The 23161-nt window shown below is 71.9% G+C and carries 20 protein-coding genes; 15 read left to right on the forward strand and 5 right to left on the reverse strand.

Annotated elements, in window-relative coordinates; translation table 11 throughout:
* Window positions 1-34: 34 nt before the first annotated feature.
* Window positions 35-619: a hypothetical protein gene (locus F5972_RS29230; protein ID WP_150937989.1), complete on the reverse strand. Its 585-nt coding sequence runs from the start codon at window positions 617-619 to the stop codon at window positions 35-37.
* 392 nt (window positions 620-1011) lie between these two features.
* Between F5972_RS29230 and F5972_RS29235 the strand changes: the two genes are divergently transcribed.
* Window positions 1012-1929, forward strand: coding sequence for an alpha/beta fold hydrolase (locus F5972_RS29235; protein ID WP_150937992.1), 918 nt, complete (start codon window positions 1012-1014; stop codon window positions 1927-1929).
* A 112-nt stretch (window positions 1930-2041) separates the two neighbouring features.
* Window positions 2042-3220: an adenylyltransferase/sulfurtransferase MoeZ gene (gene moeZ, locus F5972_RS29240; RefSeq protein ID WP_150937994.1), complete on the forward strand. Its 1179-nt coding sequence runs from the start codon at window positions 2042-2044 to the stop codon at window positions 3218-3220.
* A 72-nt stretch (window positions 3221-3292) separates the two neighbouring features.
* Here the strand turns inward: moeZ and F5972_RS29245 are convergent, their stop codons facing one another.
* Together F5972_RS29245 and F5972_RS29250 are read right to left on the reverse strand one after the other, a co-directional pair.
* Window positions 3293-3625 (reverse strand): winged helix-turn-helix domain-containing protein, encoded by a 333-nt coding sequence (locus F5972_RS29245; protein ID WP_150938112.1) that lies wholly within the window; start codon window positions 3623-3625, stop codon window positions 3293-3295.
* Complete coding sequence (locus tag F5972_RS29250) at window positions 3625-4092, reverse strand: hypothetical protein (protein WP_150937996.1); 468 nt, start codon at window positions 4090-4092, stop codon at window positions 3625-3627. The genes F5972_RS29245 and F5972_RS29250 overlap by 1 nt, the downstream gene beginning before the upstream one ends.
* 157 nt (window positions 4093-4249) lie before the next feature.
* Between F5972_RS29250 and F5972_RS29255 the strand changes: the two genes are divergently transcribed.
* The 11 genes from F5972_RS29255 (at window position 4250) to F5972_RS29305 (ending at window position 20076) form a co-directional block, all read left to right on the forward strand.
* Entirely contained in the window at window positions 4250-4969 is a 720-nt protein-coding gene (locus tag F5972_RS29255) for a hypothetical protein (RefSeq protein WP_150937998.1), read from the forward strand.
* Entirely contained in the window at window positions 4963-6243 is a 1281-nt protein-coding gene (locus F5972_RS29260; protein ID WP_225311999.1) for a S8 family serine peptidase, read from the forward strand. Before F5972_RS29255 ends, F5972_RS29260 begins: the two co-directional genes overlap by 7 nt.
* Before the next feature lie 9 nt (window positions 6244-6252).
* The gene (locus F5972_RS29265; protein WP_150938000.1) at window positions 6253-7143 is read left to right on the forward strand and encodes a hypothetical protein; all 891 of its coding nucleotides are present in this window, start codon (window positions 6253-6255) and stop codon (window positions 7141-7143) included.
* Window positions 7137-8321 carry a S8 family serine peptidase gene (locus F5972_RS29270; RefSeq protein WP_150938002.1) on the forward strand — a complete coding sequence of 395 codons (1185 nt, stop codon included), beginning with the start codon at window positions 7137-7139 and terminating at the stop codon, window positions 8319-8321. The genes F5972_RS29265 and F5972_RS29270 overlap by 7 nt, the downstream gene beginning before the upstream one ends.
* 101 nt (window positions 8322-8422) lie before the next feature.
* Window positions 8423-8791: a hypothetical protein gene (locus tag F5972_RS29275; protein ID WP_150938004.1), complete on the forward strand. Its 369-nt coding sequence runs from the start codon at window positions 8423-8425 to the stop codon at window positions 8789-8791.
* A complete protein-coding gene (locus F5972_RS29280) occupies window positions 8784-9095 on the forward strand; it encodes an MGMT family protein (protein ID WP_150938006.1) in 312 nt (103 codons plus the stop codon). Before F5972_RS29275 ends, F5972_RS29280 begins: the two co-directional genes overlap by 8 nt.
* Before the next feature lie 202 nt (window positions 9096-9297).
* Window positions 9298-12156, forward strand: coding sequence for a CDP-glycerol glycerophosphotransferase family protein (locus F5972_RS29285; protein WP_225312000.1), 2859 nt, complete (start codon window positions 9298-9300; stop codon window positions 12154-12156).
* Window positions 12157-12173: 17 nt separating this feature from the next.
* On the forward strand, window positions 12174-12692 hold the full coding sequence (locus F5972_RS29290; RefSeq protein WP_225312001.1) for a signal peptidase II: 519 nt from the start codon (window positions 12174-12176) through the stop codon (window positions 12690-12692).
* Between the two features lie 76 nt (window positions 12693-12768).
* The gene (locus F5972_RS29295) at window positions 12769-13338 is read left to right on the forward strand and encodes a Uma2 family endonuclease (RefSeq protein WP_225312014.1); all 570 of its coding nucleotides are present in this window, start codon (window positions 12769-12771) and stop codon (window positions 13336-13338) included.
* A gap of 235 nt (window positions 13339-13573) precedes the next feature.
* Window positions 13574-16807, forward strand: a complete 3234-nt coding sequence (locus tag F5972_RS29300) for an ATP-dependent helicase (protein ID WP_150938012.1) — start codon at window positions 13574-13576, stop codon at window positions 16805-16807.
* Window positions 16801-20076: an ATP-dependent helicase gene (locus F5972_RS29305; RefSeq protein ID WP_150938013.1), complete on the forward strand. Its 3276-nt coding sequence runs from the start codon at window positions 16801-16803 to the stop codon at window positions 20074-20076. Before F5972_RS29300 ends, F5972_RS29305 begins: the two co-directional genes overlap by 7 nt.
* Here F5972_RS29305 and F5972_RS29310 read toward each other — a convergent pair.
* Window positions 20051-20752, reverse strand: coding sequence for a Uma2 family endonuclease (locus F5972_RS29310; RefSeq protein ID WP_191910364.1), 702 nt, complete (start codon window positions 20750-20752; stop codon window positions 20051-20053). The genes F5972_RS29305 and F5972_RS29310 overlap by 26 nt on opposite strands.
* Before the next feature lie 244 nt (window positions 20753-20996).
* On the opposite strand from F5972_RS29310, the gene F5972_RS29315 reads away from it, so the two are divergent.
* Window positions 20997-21878: a hypothetical protein gene (locus tag F5972_RS29315; RefSeq protein ID WP_150938017.1), complete on the forward strand. Its 882-nt coding sequence runs from the start codon at window positions 20997-20999 to the stop codon at window positions 21876-21878.
* A gap of 49 nt (window positions 21879-21927) precedes the next feature.
* Here the strand turns inward: F5972_RS29315 and F5972_RS29320 are convergent, their stop codons facing one another.
* A complete protein-coding gene (locus tag F5972_RS29320; protein WP_150938019.1) occupies window positions 21928-22356 on the reverse strand; it encodes a hypothetical protein in 429 nt (142 codons plus the stop codon).
* A 51-nt stretch (window positions 22357-22407) separates the two neighbouring features.
* Here F5972_RS29320 and F5972_RS29325 point away from each other — a divergent pair, with 51 nt between their 5' ends.
* Window positions 22408-22626: a hypothetical protein gene (locus F5972_RS29325; RefSeq protein ID WP_150938021.1), complete on the forward strand. Its 219-nt coding sequence runs from the start codon at window positions 22408-22410 to the stop codon at window positions 22624-22626.
* The last annotated feature ends 535 nt before the right edge of the window (window positions 22627-23161 follow it).

Here is a 23161-nt window from a genome sequence, read left to right on the forward strand (position 1 = left end):
GGGGACGTTCACCGGGCCGCCGGTCCGGGTCGCGTCAGGGCACGAACACGGGGTCCGGGTCCATGTCCCTCTTCTTCTGGATGTCCGCGTCCACGTCGAGGTCGACGTCCGCCTCCTTCTTCTTGATGCGCGGGTCGATCTCGGTGGCCTGGTTGGTCCTCGGCGTGGCCTGGGACGCCTGGCCCTGACGCGGGTTGTTGAGGGAGTCGGCGTTCGTGTACATGCGGTTCCACGGAATCGCCTGCGAGTTGCCGTTCTGCCAGTTGTACGGCAGGGCCCGCGAGTCGGTCTCCGACTTCTGGAACGGCGTGAGGACGAGCGTGAAGTCACGCAGCAGGAACTGGTGCTGGCCCTGGTTCTGCCGCTCGTGCTGCCACTGCTTCGTCTTGTTCTTGTTCTTGTTCTTGTTGCCGTTCAGCGCCTTGTGCTTCTGCCGCTGCGAATTGCGGTTCGAGTTGAAGTTGCCGTAGGGGTACGGGTAGCCACCGCCGCCCACGTAGCCGCCCATGACGGTCGCCGCGTTCGCGCTGCCGGCGACCGCGGTACCCAGCGTGACGGCACCACCGGTGAGTGCGGCGCTGATCGCGAGGATCCCGACCAGGTTGTTGAACTTGGGCATTTCATGTCCTCCTTGAAGGATTGTTGCCCCGACACTCCGGCGTTTTCCAAGTCGTTCGGAAAATGCCCTTACTGATGACCCTTGGTGGATCATCCCTGCATTGTCTTGATTTCCTCGGTGTCCGAGCGACAAACGGCGATCGGCGGCTTTTGCCTTCTGCTTATCGCTTTATTGGCTCCGTTGAACCGCTAGCGCTTGGTTTGCGTGGAATGTCATTCATATCCGCATTTCGAAATGTCCGAATGGGGTGGATATTGGGCTTATGTCGCGCCCGTCTGATCGGGACGAACCGGATGATCGTTCCCGTTCCGTCTGGGTAGGGGGAGCACCCGCCGAGGCGTCGTACGGGCGGGGTTATGGTCGGAAACGCGAGGTGAAGCGGGGGAGGACGCGTGGGAGACGAGCCGATTCCGGTGTGGCCCGGCCGGTTCATCGACGTGGAGGGCGGCGGCCGCCTCCATCTCCGGGCGACTCCGGAGGGGCCGCGGGAGACCGCCGTCTACGTCCACGGGCTGGCGGGCTCGGCGACGAACTGGACGGACCTGATGGGCGAGCTCGCCGGCGACGTGCGGGGCGTCGCGGTCGACCTGCCCGGGGCCGGGCACTCCCCGGAGCCGCCGGACGGCGACTACTCCGTCGCGGCCAGCGCCACCGCCGTGGTCAGGCTCGTCGAGGCGCTCGGGGACGGCCCGGTCCACCTCTTCGGTCACTCCATGGGCGGCGCGGTCTCGGTCCGGGTCGCGGCCACCCGGCCCGACCTGGTCAGGTCGCTGACGCTGGTCTCACCGGCGCTGCCCGACCTGCGGCCGAGGTACGGCCCGGCCAGGATCGCCCTGTCGGCCGCCCCGTCCATCGGCGAACTGGCCGTCAGGTGGCTGAGCGCCCTCCCGCCGGAGCGGCGCGTGCTGGCGACGGTGAGCATGTGCTACGCCGACACGGGCCGGGTGCATCCGGACCGGCTGCGCGAGGCGGTCGAGGAACTGCGCCGCCGCGACGCGCTGCCGCACGCGGTGATGTCCATGGTCGGCTGCACCCGCGCGATCGTGCGGGAGTACTTCAGGTTCGGCGACGACAACCTCTGGCGGCAGGCCGGGCGGGTGGCCGCGCCCACCCTCGTCGTGTACGGCCTGCGCGACCGCCTGATCCACGCGCGCATGGTGCACCGGTCGGGCCGGGCCTTCCGTGACGTGCGCCTCGTCACACTCCCGCACGCCGGGCACGTGGCGCAGATGGAGTATCCCGAGCTCGTCGCGCGTGAGGCGCGCCGCCTGCTGGCCTACACGAGGATGTCCCCCCGCCGAACAGCGTGATTGGGGAATGCGGGGCCACCCCGGTTAAGTTGTGAGAAGAGCTTGTGATGGGCCCATGGAGCCGAGCGCGACCATTGGCACGAAGACGGACACGCAAAGCAGGAGTGGAACTGTGTCGTTGCCACCGCTGGTAGAGCCGGCAGCAGAGCTGACGGTCGACGAGGTGCGCCGCTACTCGCGCCACCTGATCATCCCCGATGTGGGCATGGCGGGTCAGAAGCGGCTCAAGAACGCCAAGGTGCTGTGTGTGGGCGCCGGCGGCCTGGGCTCTCCCGCCCTGCTGTACCTGGCCGCGGCGGGGGTGGGCACCCTCGGCATCGTCGACTTCGACGTCGTCGACGAGTCGAACCTCCAGCGGCAGGTGATCCACGGTCAGTCGGACGTGGGCCGGCTGAAGGCCGAGTCGGCCGCCGCCAGCGTGCGTGAGGTCAACCCGCTGGTCAACGTCATCATCCACAACGTCGCTCTGACGACCGACAACGTGATGGACATCTTCTCCGGCTACGACCTGATCGTGGACGGCACGGACAACTTCGCCACCCGCTACATGGTCAACGACGCGGCCGTGCTGCTGGGCAAGCCGTACGTGTGGGGGTCCATCTACCGCTTCGACGGGCAGGCGAGCGTCTTCTGGGCCGAGCACGGGCCGTGCTACCGCTGCCTCTACCCCGAGCCCCCGCCGCCGGGCATGGTGCCGAGCTGCGCCGAGGGCGGCGTGCTCGGCGTGCTGTGCGCGTCGATCGGCTCGATCCAGGTGAACGAGGCCATCAAGGTCCTCACCGGCGTCGGCGAGCCTCTCGTCGGCCGTCTGATGATCTACGACGCCCTGGAGATGAAGTACCGCGACGTCAAGGTCCGCAAGGACCCCGAGTGCCCGCTGTGCGGCAAGAACCCCTCGATCACCGAGCTGATCGACTACGAGGCGTTCTGCGGCACGATCTCCGACGAGGCCCAGCAGGCCGCCGCGGGCAGCACGATCACCGCGGCCGAGCTCGAGGCGATGCGCGACCGCGGCGACGACATCATGATCATCGATGTCCGCGAGCCGAACGAGTACGAGATCGTCAGCATCCCCGGCGCCGTGCTGATCCCCAAGGGCGAGTTCCTGAACGGCTCGGCCCTGGAAGGGCTCCCGCAGAACCGGAAGATCGTGCTGCACTGCAAGTCGGGCGCCCGCTCGGCGGAGGTCCTCGCGGTGCTGAAGAACGCCGGCTTCTCCGACGCCGTCCACGTGGGCGGCGGCGTGCTGAGCTGGATCAAGACGGTCGACCCCAGCCTGCCGACCTACTGATCGCCGCAACGGCGATCCGCCACGACGGCCGCCGCCTCCACCCCGAGGCGGCGGCCGTCGCCGTCCCCGCTCTCAGCGCGGCCTGCCGGCCGCCTGGCCGCGTTCCTCCGGCGCCACGGTGAGACCGCTGGGCGAGACGATGCGCTGCAGGTTCGCGACGTACGCCGTGAACGCCGCCCGTCCCCGGTCCGTGAGCTTGAACCAGGTCTTGGGCCGCTTGCCCACGTAGCCCTTCCGCACCTGTATGTATCCCGCGGTCTCCAGCGCGCTGCCCTGCTTGGACAGGACCGAGTCGCTGACACCCAGGGTGTCGCGGACGAACCCGAACTCCGCCTCCTCGGCCGCGGCGAGCAGCGAGACGATCTGAAGCCGGGTCGGCGGATGAATGACGGGGTCGAGTTCCATCACGAGCCGCTCTCGATCCGGCGCGCCAGCAGCGCCGACATCCACCTGCCGACGAACGGCCCGGTGACCAGCAGGAACGCGGTCATGACCAGCCCGGCGTACGTCCGCGCGTAGGCCACCTCCGCCGCGTCGAGCCGGAAGGCGACGGCGAGGCAGAGCCCGACGCCCAGCGCGAGCCAGAGCATGAAGATGGCCATGACATTCGCCCGCACCAGGCTGCGGTGGGCCGTCATGGTGCGGGTGCGCACCAGCAGGGCGACCAGCGCACCCATGCCGGCGGCCAGCAGGAGGCCCGTGGCCACCGTCACCACGACGGGCGTGCCGGGCTCGGTGACGAACTGCACACCGGTCACGAACAGCCCGACCCCGGCGGCGTACCAGGTGGGGAACCAGGGCCGCGACCTGACCGCCTTCGCCTGGGTCCGCCGGATGAGCGCCAGGCTCCGCTCCGCTTCCTCGACGTTCATGGGGGCTCCGTTCGCGTGACAACCACTTTCCAGTATGGAAAGTACTTTCCACTTTCCATCACGTCAAGTACTTTCCTGTCGCATTTGGGGGTATGGCGGGCGGTTGGTCGCGTTAAGGTCACGTAGGAGAGGAGGCCGAGACGCGAACGGAGGCGCAGTGGGCGAGACCCGCACCTGGCCGGCCGTCGCCGTGGCCTCCGCGATCACCCTGATCTGCGCGATCGCCGGTGGCATCGCGGCGAGCGCGGCGGTCGCCGAGCTCACCCGGGGGCCCAGCCAGGCCGAGCTGCGCGAGGCGCAGGCGGCCGAGACGGCGCTGCGCTGGGAACGCTGGCCGGTGGGGCGCGTCTTCCCCGCGAGCCTGGCCTACAACAGCGAGCAGGGTGGCCGTGAGCTGGCGCGGCGGGTGGGCGTCTCCACCCGCACCGACTGCCGGTCGGCCGTCGACACCGCCGCCGTCAAGGCGCTGCGCGCGGCCGGGTGCCGGGCGGTCCTGCGGGCCACCTACCTCGACGGCCTGCAGGGCGTCGTGGTCACGATCGGCGTGGCGGCCTTCCCCGACGCGGCCCGGGCGCGCACCGCGCTCGCCGCCTTCCCCCGCGAGGGGGCGCCCGTCCCGGGCCTGCGCGCCCTCCCGTTCCCCGGCACCGTGACCGACCGCTTCACCGCGGGCGGGCGGCAGGCCGCGACCGTACGGCAGGCCGGGCCCTATCTCGTGCTCACGACGGCGGGCCAGGTCGACGGGCGGCCGGCCCGCGGGGTCGGGCAGCAGCGGGCGACGATCTTCTCGTTCGCGGGCGACCTGTCCGGGGACGTCGCCGCGATCCTGACCGCGCCGGTGTCCCCGGACTGCAGGGCCCGGGAGTGGCAGTGCTGACCCGGCGCGCACGTACGAGGATCAGGAGGTGCGTCCTGGCCGCGCTCGCGGCCGGGGCGCTCACCCTGCCCGGCGGGGCGTTCCTTCAGCCGGGGGCGGCCCGGGCCGACGACGTACGGCTCAGCCAGCAGGACGTGCTGCGGACCCTCGACGTCGACGACGCGTGGCAGCTGACGAAGGGCGCGGGCGTCACCGTGGCGGTCCTGGACTCGGGCGTGGACCCCGACCACCGCGACCTCGCCGGCTCGGTCGTCACCGGCAGGGACTTCACGACCGGCGCCAACCCCCGGGGGGTGCAGCCGGTGCGGCTGCACGGCACGTACATGGCCTCGCTCATCGCCGGGCACGGACACGGGCCGGACGGGGCCGACGGCATCATCGGCGTGGCGCCTGAGGCCCGGGTGCTGTCCGTACGGGTGATCCTGGAGGACGAGGAGCCCGGGTTCCGCACGTTCAACTCCGACGCGCGCTACGAGGGCGTGGTCGCCAAGGGCATCAGGTACGCCGTGGACCACGGCGCCGAGGTCGTCAACCTGTCGTTGTCGAAGGACATGCCGACGGAGGACGAGCGCGCGGCCATCCGGTACGCGATTTCCAAGGGCGTCGTCCTGGTCGCCGCGGCGGGCAACGACGGCGCGGGCAAGCAGACCGCGCCGTACTCCTACCCCGCGGCGATCCCCGGCGTGATCTCCGTGGCCGCGGTCACCTCCACGCTGCGGCGGGCCTCGTTCTCCAACCGCAACTCCTCGGTCATGGTGGCCGCCCCCGGCGTGGACGTCCTCGGGGCGGGCCCGGGCGACGAGTACTGGGTCGGCCGGGGGACCTCGCAGGCGACCGCGCTCGTCTCCGGGATCGCCGCGCTCATCAAGTCGCGCCATCCCCGGATGTCGCCCGCGCTCGTCGCGCAGGCGCTCACCTCGTCGCCCGCCCGCAAGGGGCCCTACAACACGGGCACCGGCTTCGGGGTGGTCAACGCGTACCGCGCGCTGAGCGTCGCGGCCACCCTCGCGCGGCATCGCGCCGTCGCGTCCGGCGCCGGCGTGCTGAACCCCGCGCGTCCCCTCCGTACGGCGGCAGGCGGCCAGGAGCCCATCGTGGTCGTACGGCGCGACACCGGCGCGATCCTGCTCTACGGCGGCATCGCGCTCGCCGCGTTCGCGGGCTCGGGCGCGGGGCTCGCGGTCCTGCTCGTGCTCGCGCGGAGGGCGAGCCGGCGGGAGCGGGAGGACGACGCGCTGCCTCCGGCTCCTTGGCCGTCGCGCCTGCCGACGTAGCATCGGAGTATGCCGCCCGAGCAGCCCCACAGTCCCAGGAGGGCCGGCCCCAGGAAGGCGCGGGTCCCGCAGACGGCCCGGCTGCCGCGCCGCGCCGCGCGGGCGCGGCCCTGGACGGCCTCGCGGGGACGCGCCGCCGCGGCGCTGGCGGCCCGCGAGCGGGCGGAGCTGGCGCGCGGTGTCCGGTTCCGGTCGGCCTACCTCACGATCATGGGTGTCGTCCTCGCCGTGGCCGCGCTCAACGTGCTGCTGGGGGCGTTCGGGCTCGTCCGCGAGACCCGGTCGAGGCCGCTCACCGACGCCGAGCGCGCCCGCTACGTCGCGCAGGACGTGGCCCGCCGATGGCGGGCCTGGCCCGCGGGCATGGTCTTCCCGGAGGAACTTCCGTACACCGGCCTCGGCCGGACCCAGCAGTACGCGCGCAGGGTAGGCATCGCGCCCGAGGCGGCGTGCGGGTCGGTGGTCGACGCGCCGGTGGCGCCGGTGCTGGGCGAGCACGGCTGCCGGACCCTGCTGCGCGCCACGTACGTCGACCAGACCGCCACGTTCGCCGTCACCGTGGGCGTCGCCGTCATGCCGAGCGAGGACGCCCGCGCCGACGCGGCGGCCGACCTGCCCGTGGACGACCGGGTGGGGGTGCGGCCGGTGGCCTTCCCCGGCACGGTCACCGACTCGTTCGGCGCGGCCCAGCGGCAGCGCACCGGCTGGGTGGGCGCGGGACCGTACATCGTCTTCCTCACAGTGGGGTACACAGACGGAAGGACACGCGCGTCCGTCCCCCTGGAGGAACAGGTGAACAGCGAGATGTGGCCCCTGGCGCAGACACTGGCCGGGCGCATCGCGCGTGCCCTCGGAGAGCCCCCGGACGTTCCCCGCTGTACCCAGGGGAACGCGTGCTGAGGGCGGTCTCGCTCGGCGCGGCGCTGGCGGCCCTCCTGCTCGGGACCGGCCCGGCGGTCTCCGCGGCGGCCCTGCCGGCGGCCACTCCTGGCGGCGGGGAGGAGCGCTGGGCGCTCGACGTCGTCAACGCCGCCGACGCCTGGAAGGTGACCAAGGGCGCCGGGGTGGTCGTGGCCCTCCTCGGCGGGGGCCAGCCCGACCCCGGGCTGCCCGAACTGGCCGGCCGGGTGGAGCGCGGCCCGGACATGACGGGCACGGTGCTCGGCGACGAGACGCAGCGTCCGGGCGACGACGCGACCGCGCTGGCGTCGGTGATCGCGGGGAGCGGAAGCGGCGGCGGGCTCTCGGGCGTCGCGCCGGAGGCGCGGGTGCTGTCCCTTCCCGTCGTGGTGAACCGGCCGGAGCGCGACTACGTCGATCCGGAGGAACGGCCGGAGGAGACGCGCGACAGCCCGCTCGCCCGGGGCATCCGGTACGCCGCCGCCCAGGGCGCGAAGGTCATCTGCCTGCCCGTCCCGGCGTACGGCGTCGACCGGGTGGAGCGCGACGCCATCTCGTTCGCGCTGGCCAGGGGCGCCGTGCTCGTGGCCGCGGTGGGCGACGCGGGCCAGTCGGCGTACGCGCGGCAGAACGGCACCTCCTTCTGGGCGTTCCCGGCGGGATATCCCGGAGTGGTGGGCGTGGGCGCGGTCGACCGGCGGGGCGGCAAGACCTCCGGCAGCAGCGACAACCTCTCGGTCCTGGTCGCCGCGCCGGGAGAGCGGGTGCCGGTCGCGCTTCCCGGCGGACGCCGGGGCACGGCGTCGGGCACCGGGGTGGCCAGCGCGATTGTCGCGGGAACCATCGCGCTTATTAAGGCGAAATATCCGGATTTGCCGCCGGAATTGGTGTCACGGGCGTTGACCGCGACGTCACGTCCCCATCCGCCCGCCGGTTATGACGACAAAGTCGGATTCGGCGTAGTGGACGCGGCGGCGGCTCTCGCGAAAGCCGGAGAGCTGGTCGGATACGGCCAGGCGTCGGCGGTCCAGGACGACGCGCACTTCGGCAAGGGCCCGGTCTCACGGGCGCCCGCGCGCCCGGGGCCGGATCCGGTTAGGCTCTGGGTCTACGGCATCGCCATCGTCCTCGGGATCGGCGGTTTCTGCGCCGGCGCACTCGCGCTCAGCCGCCGGTGATCACATGTTGGCCGCCGTTTGGCCGCATTTCGGGCGCGGTCTTCCTGTTGTTCGCGTTTCCCGTCACTAAGCCGGGTCAATTTTCGCTAAGGTCGCGGCTCATGGGGTACGAGCTGCGCGTAGAGCGTGATGCACCGCTCGCCTACGCCGAACTCGCGAGCATCTCGGCGCAGGCCGGATTCGAGCTGCGCGGGTCGCACGAGGCGGGCGAGGTCCTGGCGCGCCACGGCGACTCCGCACACCAGATCGCGACCTGGTCCGGACGGCTTGTGGGACAGCCGGGGTCGGACTGGCAGGTCGCCCAGCTCGCCCGGCTCACCGATCTCATGGGAGCCCGGCTGGTGGGCGAGGACGGCGAGGCGTACGGCATCCGGAACGGCGTCGTCGAGCAGATCAACGGGGCGGCGACCTACGAGTTCGGCAAGCTCGAAGAGATCATCGCGGCAGGGCCCGCCGACTGGAGTGTCTGAGACCGGCCGCGAGCCCCCGCCGTACGCGGAACGGGTGCTCGACGTGGTGGACCGGATCCCGGCCGGCAAGGTCATGTCGTACGGAGACGTCGCCGAGTATCTCGGCGAGGGCGGTCCCCGGCAGGTCGGCCGGGTGATGTCCCTGTGGGGCGGCGCCGTGCCGTGGTGGCGGGTCATCCGCGCCGACGGGACCCCGGCGGCCGGTCTGGAGGCCGAGTGCCTGGCGAGATGGCGGGCCGAGGGCACCCCGACCCGGGGCGCGCGGGCCGACATGCGCACGGCCCGCTGGGACGGCCGCGAGTGACGCTCCGGATCCGGCCGGGACCCTGACAGGTCACCCTTCGCCGTCGGCGCGTCACGCGCCGGATCACACGATATTCACAGGCTGTCCCAAGTCAGGTCTGGCAGTGTCCTGACAGCATTACCATTTTCTGAACACAGGTCTGGCGAAGGGCGGTGCCTCCCTTATGACACCCGCACCCACGAGCGACGCCGTCGCTGAACGATTGCGGGCTGTCCAGGAGCTTTACGACCGGGGCGAGCCCATCGACGCGTTGGTCGCGCTCGTGCGCGCGGAGGGCCTGAGCCCCGCGCAGCGCCGCGAGCTCGACCGTGAGGCGATCGTCGGCCCCCTGGGCCTGCGCCTCGACGCCGCGGCCAAGCGCGGGGCGGCCCGCCGCCGCCAGGCCGTCGACGTGCTCCGGCCGTACCTGGCGCAGGTCGATCCGAAGGTCAAGCGGGAGCTTCCGGTCGGGCGCCGGGTCGCCTGCCACCTCATCGAGACCCAGGATCCGGGCGCGCTCGCCGAGGGCGACGCGCTGGTCAAGCTGGCCGCCGCCGCGGCCGAGCCGTCCCGCCGGGTCCGCCGGGGCCTGCGGTGGTACGCCGACCTGCCGGTGGAGGTCGGCGATCCCTCGCTGCTGCGCCTGCGCGCGGCCGACCTCGTGCCGGTGACCCAGATCGACGACATCACCTGGGTGGGCAACCGGCTGCGGATCACCGGGCACGCCTACATCGCGGGCCTGTCGGTCCGCGGCCGGCGCTTCAACCACGCCACCGTCGTGCTGCGCGGCCCCCGCTGGCTGCCCCGGGTCACGCTGCGGACCCGGCGGATCTACCGCCCGGAGGCCACCCACGCCGCCCGCGAGCCCGGGTGCAACTACGACTGGGCGGGCTTCAGCGCCGACCTGCACCCGTTCTCGCTGCGCTGGCGGGCGGGGGTGCGGGCCCTGGTGCGCGGCGCCAAGCGCCTGCTGCGCCGCCGCCACACCGTCCAGGACACGACCACCTGGCGGGCCGAGATCGTCATCTGGAGCCGCGCCGCCCGGTCCAGGGGCGTGCTGCGCGGCCCCGTGATCGGCCGCACCGAGCGCCCGGCCGGCCTGCGGGTGCGCCCGCGCTGGTGGGTGCGCCCGGTGTGGACCTCCGACAAGGCGCTCCAGGTGGTCTACCAGCCCACCCGCGCGGAGCTCACCGGCGTCCGGCTGGACGGTGAGTGCGTCGAGCTCACCGGCTTCCTGCCGGGCCGGCCGGTCACCAGGGGCAAGGCCCGCGTCGGCGGGCACCGGATGTCGGCCGACTTCACCCCGGCCGAGGGCGGCAGCCGCTTCTCGCTCTCGCTCGCCGTCCACACCCTGCTCAGCGCCGAGTCCCGGCGGCTGTGGGTCGAGCCGAAGGGCGACCCCGCGGCGGCGGTGATGCTGGAGGGCGCGGAGGAGACCCGGCTGCTCGTGGGCGACCGCGAGATCACCGTGCAGGGCGACCGGCGCGACCGCGTCGTCATCTCCGGCCACAAGATCCTGCCCGTGGTCACCTCCGCCGTGTGGCAGGACGAGTCGCTCACGCTGACCGGGCGCTACCCCGACCCGGACCACGGCCCGCGCGACCTCGTGCTGCGGCACCGGGGCGGGCTCACCATCCGCGTCCCGCTGGAGCGCGACGGCGAGCGGTTCACCGTACGGCTGTCGCCCGGCGCGATGCCGCGCTTCGGCACAGCCGTGCCGCTGGCCGAGGGCACCTGGAACATCTCGGTGGCCCCGCCCGGCAAGTACGGCCCCGCCATGGTGCCCACCCGGTTCGACCACGCGGCGCTCGACGGGCTGGACGAGGGGCCCCGGACGATCGGCGGCCGGGTCTACCGGTTCGTCGCCACCCGGTTCGACGTGCCGGTGCTGGTCGCGGCCGAGGACCGGCCCGGCGACGAGCGCAGCGCGGCGGGCGTGTGGGCGCTCAGCCGCACGTTCTACCCCGCCGAGCGGGCCCGGCCGGTGCGCGACGCCACCGTCTACGTCTCCTTCGACGGCCGCGCCTACTCCGACAACCCCCGGGCGATCTACGAGGAGCGGCTGCGCCGCGGCGACGAGAGCGAGCACATCTGGGTCGTCAGGGACGGCGCGTTCGTCCCGCCGGGCACGCGCGAACTGGGGCTCGGCGACGGCGTGACGCCCACCGTCGTCCGCGAGGGCAGCCGGGAGCACTACGAGGCGCTCGCCCGGGCGCGGTACGTCGTCTCCAACGGCTTCCTGCCGCAGTGGTTCCGCGCCCGTGAGGAGCAGGTGTGCGTGCAGACCTGGCACGGCACGCCGGTCAAGCACATCGGCCGCGACCAGGCCCACATGAAGCGCGAGCCCCGGCCCCCGGTCTGGCACCGCCAGGCCGTCGAGGTGCGCGGATGGGACCTGCTGCTGTCGCAGAGCCCCTGGGCGTCGTCGGTGCTCCGCAAGGCGTTCGGCTACGAGGGTGAGATCCTCGAGTCGGGCTACCCCCGCAACGACGTGCTGCTCGCCGGGGACCGCGACGTCGTCGCGGCCGAGATCAGGCGGCGCATCGGCGTCCCAGAGGGCAAGCGGGTCGTCCTGTACGCGCCGACCTTCCGGGACTGGGACCGCAGGAACGCGGCGGTCAAGCTCGACCTGGCCGACGCGAGGCAGGCACTCGGCGACGACCACGTCGTGCTGGTGCGCGGGCACATGATGCAGGCCTTCCCGCACGTGAACGCGCAGGGCGGCTTCGCGATCGACGTCACGACCTACCCCGACACCGCCGACCTGATGCTGATCGCCGACGTGCTGGTGACCGACTACTCGTCGGTGATGTTCGACTTCGTGGCGACCGGCCGGCCAGTGGTGCTGTTCACGCCGGACCTGGGCAAGTACCGCTCGTCCAGGGGTATGTACCTCGACCTGGAGTCGCAGCGGCCGGGGCCGCGCCTGGAGACCTCCGCCGAGGTGGTGGAGACGCTCCGCCACATCGACACGGTCACCGCGAAGCTGCACGACCGCTACGCCGCCTTCGTCCGCACCTACGCCCCCCACGACAACGGCAAGGCCGCCGCCCGCGTCATCGACCACGTCTTCACGTCCTGACCGGCACCGAGAACATCGTGAACGAGGAGACGGGACCAGGATCGCGGCCGTACGGGCGGATGCTCGTGCTGGCCGCGGTGGTCCTCCTCCTGGACCAGGCCTCCAAGCTGTGGGCGGTCTCCGCGCTCTCCGGCGGCGCGGCCATCACGGTGATCCCGCGGCTGCTCCGCTTCCGGCTGCTGCTGAACCCCGGCGCCGCCTTCTCGATCGGCGAGGGCGCGACGTGGGTGTTCACCCTGGCCGCGGCCGCCGCGGTCGGCGGCATCCTGTACGTCGGGCGGCGGCTGCGTTCACCGGCCTGGACCCTGGTGCTGGGCGCGTTGCTGGGAGGCGCCACCTCCCATCTGCTCGACCGCCTCTTCCGTCCGCCCGCCTTCGCCCAGGGCCATGTCGTGGACTTCATCGACTACGGCGGCCTGTTCGTCGGCAACGTGGCGGACATCGCGCTGGTCGGGGGCTGCGCCCTCCTCCTGCTGCTCACCCTCCGCGACGTCCCCCTCGGAGCCGCGCCCGACAAGGCCCACCCATCCCCATAAGCGGGCCACCCCATTCGCCTGACCGAATCTCCGCGGCTGTTCGGTAACGGTAAGTAATATTGAGCGTGTGGCGTTCATGAAGCAGGACGACATCCAGCGTTTGTGCCAGGAGCTTAACGACGCCGGCTATACGGCCGAGATCACCTATGGCCGGGTCGTCGTGAGCCCGAAGGTCAGCCGGGAGCAGTCGAACATCACCTTCCGGCTGATGAACCAGCTTTTCGACTCGGTTCGTGAGAATCGGTGGGTTATCCACTCGAACTGGGGCGTTCACCTCCCGCCGTTCCCCGACATGCGGCTTCCCGACCTCATGATCGCGCCGCAGGACGCCGAGCAGTACGACGACATGCACATTTTCGGTGACGGCGCGTTGCTGGTGGTCGAGGTGTGCTCCAAGGGGACCCGGTCGATCGACTGGGACGAGAAGCCGCTGGAGTACGCCCGGGCGGGCGTGCCGCTTCTCCTGATCGTCGACCCCGTGACCGACCCAGCGACCGTCACGCTGATGCACGAGCCGCGCAAGGATCTCGCGGTGGACGACCTCCGCGAACCGTACCAGCGGGTCAGCGTGGCCGACGCCGGAGAAACACTCCGGCTGCCGGCGCCGTTCGACATCGACCTGGACACCGGGACGGTGTTCGCCTGACCGGGTCCGCCGCCGGGCCGTCGATGCGTGGACGGCGCGGCGGCGGGGCGGCCTATGAGGGGAACGGTCAGGCGGGAGAGCGCGGCGGGATGTCCATGAGGCCAGGCCGGGTCGATCTGGAGGCGGGTGGCCTGGGGTGATGACCATGGGATTCCGGGCGTCGGGCGAGACCGGATAGCGCTGTACTGGGCATTCGGGCACGATCTGCCGCAGGGATCTGGTGGAATGCTGTGTTGTGAGTGGTCAGAACTACCGGCTGGTGCGGCGTGGGGGCGTGGGGCGCCGCGTGGCTCCCGTGCTGGACGAGCACCAGAGGGCCGTCGTCGAGCATGAGAGCGGGCCGCTGCTCGTGCTCGCGGGGCCGGGGACCGGAAAGACCACAACGATAGTGGAGACCGTCGTCGACCGGGTCGAACGGCGAGGCGTGGATCCCGAACGGGTGCTGGTGCTCACGTTCAGCCGCAAGGCCGCCGGGGAGCTGCGCGAGCGGATCACCGCCCGGATGCGCCGGACCACCAGGACGCCGCTGGCCCTCACCTTCCACAGCTACGCGTACGCGCTGCTGCGGCGGGAGGCGGTGCTGGCCGGTGAGCCGCCGCCGCGTCTGCTGACCGGTCCCGAGCAGTTGCTGGAGATCCGGCGGCTGCTGCACGGCGAGCTTGAGGACGGCGCCCGCCACTGGCCGCCGGACATGCGGGAGCTGCTCAAGACCCGGGGGTTCGCCGAGGAGTTGCGCGACTTCCTGTCCCGGGCCGCCGAGCGGGGCCTGTACGGCGACGCGCTGGTGCGGCTGGGACGTGAGCACGGCAGGCCCGACTGGGAGGCCGCCGGGCTGTTCTCCTTCCGCTACCAGGACCGGTTCGACCTCGATCCCGTGCCCGCGCTGGACTACTCGGAGCTGATCCGGGAGGCGGCCGGGCTGCTGACGGACGGGGAGGTGCGGGAGCGCGAGCGGGCGGCCTACGACGTGGTGCTCGTGGACGAGTACCAGGACACCGACCCGGCGCAGGAGTTCCTGCTCAGGCAGCTCGCCGGGGACGGCCGCGACCTCATCGCCGTGGGCGACCCCGACCAGTCCATCTACGGCTTCCGCGGCGCCGACGTGCAGGGCATCCTGCGGTTCCCCGAGCGGTTCCCGGCCCGGGACGGCCGTGACGCGCCGGTGGTCGCGCTACGCGTGTGCCGCCGCAGCGGCCCCGCCCTGCTGGAGGCCTCCCGCCGCGTCGCCTCCCGCCTGCCCGCCGTACCCGGGCATGACAACAGGGCCGGCGGGCACCGCGACCTGATCCCGGTCGGGGACGCGGACCCGGGCGAGCTCAAGGTCCTCCTGGCCGACAGCGTCAGCCAGGAGGCCGCGGTGGTGGCCGACACACTCCGCCGGGCGCACCTGCTCGACGGGGTGCCGTGGTCGCGCATGGCGGTGCTCGTACGCAGCGCCACGCGGCAGGTGCCGCTGTTGCGGCGGGCGCTGGTGTCGGCGGGGGTGCCGGTCGTGGTCGCGGGCGACGAACTCCCGCTCGTGCAGGAGCCCGGCGTACGGCCGCTGATCACGCTGCTGCGGGTCGCCGTCTCGCCGCCCGCGCTCGACGTGGCGACCGCCGAGGAGCTGCTGACCGGTCCGCTCGGCGGCACCGACATGATCGGCGTACGGCGTCTGCGCCGCGCCCTGCGGATCGCCGAGCACGAGGCGGTCGCCGCGGAGGCCGCCAAGCAGGAGACCGCCGAGGGGGCGACGGCCCAGCCGGCGCTGCCCTTCACCCCGCGCTCGTCGGACGAGCTGCTGGTCGCGGCGCTGCGCGACGCCCGGGAGCTGACCGGGGTCGAGCCGCACGTCGCGGCCCCCGCGGATCGCCTCGCCCGGCTCCTCGCGACCGCCCGCGACGCCGTACGGCACGGCCGGGGCGCGGAGGAGGCGCTGTGGGAGATCTGGCAGGCCAGCGGGCTCGCGGAGCGCTGGAGTGAGGCCAGCCTCGCGGGCGGGGCGCGGGGCGCGCAGGCCGACCGGGACCTCGACGCCGTCGTGGCCCTGTTCGACCACGTCGCCCGCTTCGCCGACCGGCTGCCCAAGGCCGGGGTCGCGGTCTTCCTCGACGACCTGACGTCCCAGGAGATCGCCGGTGACTCGCTGGCCGAGTCGGCCCCCGAGGGCGACGCCGTACGGATCCTGACCGCGCACCGGTCCAAGGGCCTGGAGTGGGACGTGGTGGTGGTCGCGGGCGTGCAGGAGGGCCTGTGGCCCGACCTGCGGCTGCGCGGCTCGCTCCTCGGCACCGAGGCGCTGGTGGAGTTCGCGGGCGGGTCGGCGCTCGACAGCACCCAGGCCGCGGCGGCCGCGCTGGCGTCGAAGCTGCTCGCCGAGGAACGGCGGCTGTTCTACGTGGCGGCGACCCGGGCGCGCCGGAGGCTCGTCGTCACCGCCGTCGGCGGCGAGGACACCGACGAGCGGCCCTCGCGCTTCCTCACCGAACTGCTGCCCGGCGGCGTCGAGGCGGCGACCGTGGACGACCGGGCGCGGTGGCTCAGCATGTCCGCGCTGGTCGCGGACCTGCGCGCGGCCGTGTGCGACACGACCAAGCCGGAGGCGGTGCGCCGGGAGGCCGCCGCGCACCTCGCCCGGCTGGCCCAGGCCGGGGTGCCGGGGGCGAACCCCGGCGAGTGGTACGCCCTGACCCCGATCTCCGACGACCGGCCGCTCGGCTGGCCGGACGACATCGTGCAGATCTCGCCGTCGTCGGTGGAGAACTTCACCAAGTGCGGGCTGCGCTGGATGCTGGAGACGGCGGTCGGGGCGGGGTCGAGCAACGTCACCCAGAGCCTCGGCACGGTCGTCCACGCGATCGCCGCGATGGCCACCGAGGACGGGACCGACTACGTGAAGCGGCTCGACGACATCTGGGACCGGTTCGACTTCGGCGGGCTGTGGTTCAACCGCAAGCAGCGCCGCGTCGCCGAGCAGATGGTCGACCGCTTCGTCCGGTGGCAGAAGGACAAGCAGCGCGACCTGGTCGCGGTCGAGGAGGCCTTCACCGTACGGGTGCCGGGCCACGACATCCAGATCACCGGCCGGGTGGACCGGGTGGAGCGGGACGGCGCCGGCCGGGCCGTCATCATCGACATCAAGACCGGCGGCGGCAGGCCCAAGGACACCGAGATCGACCGGCATCCGCAGCTCGGGGTCTACCAGCTCGCCACGACGCTCGGGGCGTTCGAGCGGCACGGCCTCACGCAGCCGGGCGGCGCGTCGCTGCTGCACCTGGGCAAGGCGGCGGGCCAGGGCGCGGACGCGCGGGAGCAGGCGCAGCGGGCGCTCGCCGACGACTCCGCCCCCGGCTGGGCGGACGACCTGGTCAAGACGGTGGCGACCGGGATGTCCGCCAACGTGTTCGTCGCCACGGTCAACGACGGCTGCCGCAACTGCGCCGCCCGGATCGCCTGCCCGGTGAACGACAACGGAGGACAGGTGTGCTGACGCCGGGCGAGCTGGCCGGCCGGCTCGGGATCCTCCCGCCCACCCCCGAGCAGGCCGCCGTCATCGAGGCGCCGCTGGAGCCGATGGTGGTCGTGGCCGGCGCGGGCTCGGGCAAGAGCGAGACGATGGCCGGACGGGTGGTCTGGCTCGTCGCCAACGGCTACGCGCGCCCCGAGCAGATCCTCGGCCTCACATTCACCCGCAAGGCCGCCGCCGAACTCGCCGAGCGGGTGCGCCGGCGGCTGGCCGGGCTGGCGGAGGCCGGGCTGGTCGAGCCGGAGATGCTCGACTCCGAGCCGACGGTCTCCACCTACCACGCGTACGCCGCGCGTCTGGTGACCGACCACGCGCTGCGCGAGGGCCTGGAGCCCACGATGCGCCTCGTCACACCCGCCGTGGCCTGGCAGATGGCGGCACGGGTGGTCGGCCAGTACGACGGGCCGATGGACCGGGTGGATCTCTCCCCGCCCAGCGTCACCGCCGCCGTCCTCGACCTGGCCGGGGAGCTGGCCGAGCACCTGCGCGAGCCGGGGGAGGTGCGCGAGGTCGGCGACTGGCTGCGCGAGCGCCTCGCCTCGCTCACCGGGCGGATCATCAAGGACCAGCGCAAACCGGTCGACACCCAGGCCGTACGCGAGCAGTTGTTGCCGATGGTCGAGGCGTACGGACGGCTCAAGCGCGGCCGGGAGGTCATCGACTACGGCGACCAGATGGCGCTGGCGGCCCGGATCGCCTCCCGGCACCCGGAGGTCGGCGCGTCCGAGCGGTCGCGGTTCTCGGTCGTGCTGCTCGACGAGTATCAGGACACCAGCCACGCCCAGCTCGTGCTGCTGCGGTCCCTGTACGCCGGGGGCCACCCGGTCACCTCGGTCGGCGACCCCTGCCAGTCGATCTACGGCTGGCGCGGCGCGTCGGCGGGCAACCTTTCCCGCTTCCCGCAGGACTTCCCGGCGGCGTCCGGCGAACCGGCGCAGGTGCGACGTCTCTCGGTCAGCTTCCGCAACGGCGAACACGTGCTCGGCGTCGCGGCCCGGATCCAGGCGCCCCTGCGGCGGGAGGCCCGGGACGTGCCGGTGCTGGTGCCGGGCGGCAACCGGACCGGGCGCGGACGGGTGGTCTGCGCCTTCCATGAGACGGCCGAGGACGAGGCGGAGTGGATCGCCGAGGGCCTGGCCGCGATGCTGCACGGCGAGGGCGCCCCGGACGGGCTGCCCTGGGGTGAGGGCGAGCGGGCCAAGCGCGGCCCGGCCCTGCAGCCGCAGGACGTCGCGATCCTCGCCCGCAAGAGGTCGCAGTTCCCCGCGCTGCGCCGGTCCCTGGAGGCGCGGGGCATCCCGGTCGAGGTCGTCGGGCTCGGCGGGCTGCTGACCGTGCCCGAGGTGGCCGACATCGTGGCGACGCTGCGGACGCTGTACGACCCGACCGCCGGGGACGCGCTGGTCCGGCTGCTCGCCGGGCCGCGCCGGCGGATCGGCCCGGCCGATCTCAAGGTGCTCGGCGACCTGGCCCGCGAGCTCAACCGCGAGATCAGGGCGGCCAGGGGAGGGCCGCGGCCGGAGGACCCGCTCGACCAGGTCGTGGCCGACCTCGCCGAGGAGCGCGGCAGCCTGGTCGACGCGCTCGACGAGCTGCCCGACCGGCCCGACTGGCTGGCGCGGTTCTCCCCGCTCGCCCAGGAGCGGCTGCCCGCCGCCGCCCGCGAGCTGCGTCAGCTGCGCGCCCACGCGGGGCAGCCGCTGCCGGACCTCATCAGCGAGATCGAACGCCGCCTCGGGCTCGACGTCGAGGTGGCCGCCCGGGGCCGCGGCGGCGGCCCGCTGGCCGCCCGCGCCGACCTGGACGCCTTTCTCGACGCGGCGTCGCGGTTCGCCGGCGACTCGGAGGACCCGACGCTCGGCGCGTTCCTCGCGTACCTGAAGGCGGCCGAGAGCGAGGAGTTCGGCCTGGAGGCCGGGCGGGTCGGCGACAGCAACACCGTCAAGCTGATGACCGTCCACGCGTCCAAGGGCCTGGAGTGGCCGGTCGTGGTGGTGCCGGGGCTGTCGCAGCTCACCTCGCAGAAGGGCGGGCTGATCAAGGGCAGCGTGTTCCCGGCGACCCCGGTCACCAACTCCCGCTGGACGGAGAACCCGCGCAAGCTGCCGTACCCGCTGCGGGGGGACAGCTCCGACCTGCCCGAGCTGGCCGGGCTCGACCGGGAGGCACTCGGCGCGTTCGACGAGCGCTGCCGCGACCGCGACCTCATGGAGGAGCGGCGGCTGGCGTACGTCGCCGTGACCCGGGCGCACTATCTGCTCATCGCCTCCGGCTACCGCTGGGGGAGCTCGTCCCGGCCGCTGGAGCCGTCGGACTTCCTGCGGGAGATCCGCGAGGCGGGTGCGGGAGTCGTCCGCTGGGCGGAGGACGAGGACGCGCGGAGCCTGGAGAACCCCCTGCTGGCCGAGCCGTCGGCGGCCGAGTGGCCGTCCGTCACCGTCCACGACGCCATCCGCGACGGCGCCCGTCTCGTGGAGGAGGCGATGACCGGCGCCACGCCCGCGACGGCCTCGGCCGGCGACAGTCCCGCTCTGCTGCGGGACCGGGACCTGGAACGGATGCGGGCCTGGGCCCGCGACACCGACCTGCTGCTGCGCGAGCGCGAGACGAACCGTCAGAGAGCCGGCGCGGTGGTGGAGCTGCCGTCGCGGCTGTCGGTGTCGTCACTGGTGACGCTGGCCCAGGACCCGGCGGCGTTCGCCCGGCAGGTGCGGCGGCCGGTGCCGCGCAGGCCCGCCCCGCTGGCTCGGAGGGGCACCACCTTCCATCGGTGGCTGGAGTCGCGCTGGGGTCAGCAACGCCTGATCGACGATCTGGAGCTGCCGGGCGCCGCCGACGAACTGTCGGAGACCGATGTGCAGCTCGCCGAGCTGCAGGAGCGGTTCGAGGAGAGTGAGTGGTCCGTACGGGAGCCGGTCGACCTGGAGGTCCCGTTCGAGACGATGATCGGCGACCGGCTGGTGCGCGGGCGGATGGACGCGGTCTTTCGCGAGGGCGACGGTTACGTGGTGGTCGACTGGAAGACCGGCGAACGGCCGCACGGCCGGGCCGCCGACACCGCGTCGGTGCAGCTCGCGGCGTACCGGGTGGCCTGGGCCGCGCTCGCCGGAGTGCCGCTGGAGCGGGTCGGGGCGGCCTTCCACTACGTCCGCTCGAACGAGACCGTCCGCCCCGTGGACCTCCTCGACGCGGACGGCCTCACCATCCTCATTCAGCGGGTTCCTGAGGAGTAGTCTCCGGCTCGTCATCGTCGAACAGAGCACTCGTCTCGATCTTTATCCCGAAGGGCTCGGGCAGTTCCACGACCTCGCCCTCCTCCGCCGTGGCAATCTTCCGGTACGGCTGCCGGACGTCGAACGGTTCGAGGCCGGGAAGGGGATCGCTCATCAGCGTGACCCTGCGTGGAGTCGCCACCGGGTCCACGATCAGGAAGAGCGGCACACCCGCCCGCGCGTAGTCGAGCGGCTTCTCCTGCCAATCAGCCTTACGTGTGCCAGGCGAGCACACCTCCACCACAAGCAGGAGACTGTGCCCATGTACGCGCAGCGGATCGAGGTACTCGACTTCGCGCCGCGCGACGATCATGTCAGGCAACCGATGGTCGAGCAGTGGTGGAATATGCACCGCCCAGTTGTAGTGGAACCGCCAGCCGTTCACCAGCTTGAGAGGGATCAGAACGTTTGTGAGCCGGTCGATGATGTCGTTGCTTTCCTTGCTCATCCATGGGCTCACGACGATCTGCCCAGAGCGGATTTCCGCCCGGTAATCGGCGGCCTTGAGTTCGAGGCATAGTTGCAGCACCTCGTCGGGGAGCTCTTGGGGCTCGTGCTCGTCTGGGACGGAGTTGTCCTGTCTTGGTGGGACGGGGTGGTCGTGCCTGCCGCGACGGGTCGGCTTCGTAAGGGCCATGTCGCCATCCTCTCCTACTCCTCCATGTCGATGGTACGGAACGTTCTTGTGTCGACACGGAAGGTAACCGATACGTGATGGCACGGGTGCCTTAGGAGGCGGGTGAAGTGGAGGAACTTCCACCGGGGGAGGAGAACCACCTTGGTGATTTCGGTCATTGGCCGTAAATGCCATACCGGCAGTTTCTGAGAGTGATTGTCTCTTTTGTCGGCGGGGCCGGTTCATGATCGGCTATGAATGGCTTATGTCTGTTCTGCGGATGGCGTTGGTGATGGCCGGTGTCGTGGCGGCGGCCGGGTGCTCGGCGGCGGCGAATCCGCCGGATACTCACCTGCCTCTGGACGCCTACAGTCTCGGTGCCGAGGACCGGGCCCAGGTCCTGCGTGCTCGTTTCGCGCTGGCCGAGGAGTGCATGCGTCGTGCCGGGATCGATTTCCGTTTTCCCGCCGTCGAACCGGTGACCGACCTGCACAACATCGATTACCTCGGGTGGTTCGATCCCGGAGAGGCCCAGAAGTTGGGCTACGTGGGGGAACGCCGGAATGTGAGTGAGGACACGGGGATCCCCACGTACTCGGGCAGCGACGACGAGTTTCGTGTCCTGGAGGGAAAGGTGCGGCGGTACCACGGGCGGACGGTGCCGCCCGGAGGCTGCATGGCCGAGGCCGACGCGATCCTGAACCGCGGAGCGCGGGGCGTGACCCAGGCCGACGTCCGCAAGAAGTTCGACGACGACGAGGTCCCGCGTTACGCCGGCAGCGCGTCCGACGCCGCCTCCAAGGACCCGCGGATCGCGGCGGCCGAACGCGCGTGGAGCGAGTGCATGGAATCGAGGGGTTTCCACTACAGCGACACCGGCCAGGCCGGCGGAGACCCCCGCTGGGCGACGACCGCGAAGGACGACCAGATCGTCAAGCCACGCGGCACGCGGGCCGAGATCGACACGGCGGTCGCGGACGCGCAGTGCCGGGTCGAGACCGGCTACTCCGACGTCCGCCGCACGGTCTACGTCGAGGCCCAGCAGCGCGTTATCGACCGCGATCGTGCCCGGCTCGACGTCATCAGGTCGCTCAACGAGGCCCGCCTCGCCAACTCCGTTAAGGTTCTCGGCTCTCAGCGCAGGTAGTGGCGCTCCCACGGGCCCAGGCATCCGCTCCCGTCGGCCATCCGGAGCATCAGGCGTAATCGGCGCTCGAGCCGGCGTAGACGGAGTTTCCGGCGAAGGTCACGGTTCCTCCGATTCCGCGGCACGGCGGATTACGGTCGAACCTTGGTCTGGTGTACACAGTTCCCGAGAAGTTGCCGGTGGAGTTCGTCACCACGTTCTGGTGGATACCGATTGGGACACCGGTCAGTACGACTGTGACATTCGGCACCGGGAGACTGACGTCGGTCCTGACCAGGCGGCCGAAGACGGTGTCCGCACAAACCTGGCTGCCCAGCCAGTTCACCAAAGGACCACCGTCGACCTTGCTGAGGCCGACGAACCGCGTCGGGATCAGGGCACTGGCACCGGCATTGGCCGGCGTGGCGGTGAGAAGCCCGCTGAGCAGCACGCTGCCCGCAACGACGTAAGTGAACGCAGGGAAGCGACGACCACGCATGGGGCACTCCAGATATTGGGGACGGCTGCAGCGTTTTCAGTATGGGATGAGGTGATCAACCGGAACAGGCACATTCCTGACGCCGCGAGGACAGGAACTGGGCAGCACGGCGGGGCCGCACCGGGAGCTCCGGAAAGACGGAGCGCGTGCCGCAGTGATTTCGCCGTCGGCGACGTCGTCACCTTCGCCATGGCCGGCGCGTACGCCTGGAACATCTCCCACCACGACTTCCTCATGCACCCGAAACCCGAGTTCCACTACCTGCGCTGACGGTGACGGCAGGGCGACCGGTCACCGCGTCATGCGGCGGTGACGTGGCGGGCGAAGACGTCCTTGGAAGTGCAGCGCCGTCCCACCAGGGTCTCCAGCTCAGCGCGGTCCTTCTCCCACGCGGCCTTTGGCGTCTCATGAGTCGTGAAGGATGCCGGTGTGTGTCACGCCGTGCGTCCCGTCGCCGGCGATGGAGTAATCGGTGGACTCTGGCCGTTGGGCCACGTTACGCGGCTTGTTTCGGGTTTGTTGCGTCCGTTGTATTTGTCCATCAGCCGCCTGAGCGGCGCAAATCCCGCTCTGGTCAGTTCGACCTGAGCTTGGTGCTGAACCAACCCGATTCACGGCCCCGCCGCGCCACGTTGAGGCGTTCGTAACCGTGTTGCGCGTGAGCGCCCGTTCACAGCGAGTTAACTGCGCCTAGCCGCGCGTGAAACATCCGGCTGGCGTCATCATCTCACCCCACTTCAGGAGGAGTGCATGCATTCTCCCCCACGCGGCATTCTCGCCGCCCGACGCCGGGCCAATCGACGAC

Source organism: Microbispora cellulosiformans (genome assembly GCF_008728085.1).
Taxonomy (GTDB): domain Bacteria; phylum Actinomycetota; class Actinomycetes; order Streptosporangiales; family Streptosporangiaceae; genus Microbispora; species Microbispora amethystogenes.

Bases quoted from the DNA above. Each gene is read 5' to 3' on its own strand.
- F5972_RS29230 (WP_150937989.1), bottom strand. From the start codon at position 619: ATGCCCAAGTTCAACAACCTGGTCGGGATCCTCGCGATCAGCGCCGCA.
- F5972_RS29245 (WP_150938112.1), bottom strand. From the start codon at position 3,625: ATGGAACTCGACCCCGTCATTCATCCGCCGACCCGGCTTCAGATCGTC.
- F5972_RS29250 (WP_150937996.1), bottom strand. From the start codon at position 4,092: ATGAACGTCGAGGAAGCGGAGCGGAGCCTGGCGCTCATCCGGCGGACC.
- F5972_RS29265 (WP_150938000.1), top strand. From the start codon at position 6,253: ATGCCGCCCGAGCAGCCCCACAGTCCCAGGAGGGCCGGCCCCAGGAAG.
- F5972_RS29275 (WP_150938004.1), top strand. From the start codon at position 8,423: ATGGGGTACGAGCTGCGCGTAGAGCGTGATGCACCGCTCGCCTACGCC.
- F5972_RS29295 (WP_225312014.1), top strand. From the start codon at position 12,769: ATGAAGCAGGACGACATCCAGCGTTTGTGCCAGGAGCTTAACGACGCC.
- F5972_RS29310 (WP_191910364.1), bottom strand. From the start codon at position 20,752: ATGGCCCTTACGAAGCCGACCCGTCGCGGCAGGCACGACCACCCCGTC.
- F5972_RS29315 (WP_150938017.1), top strand. From the start codon at position 20,997: ATGTCTGTTCTGCGGATGGCGTTGGTGATGGCCGGTGTCGTGGCGGCG.
- F5972_RS29320 (WP_150938019.1), bottom strand. From the start codon at position 22,356: ATGCGTGGTCGTCGCTTCCCTGCGTTCACTTACGTCGTTGCGGGCAGC.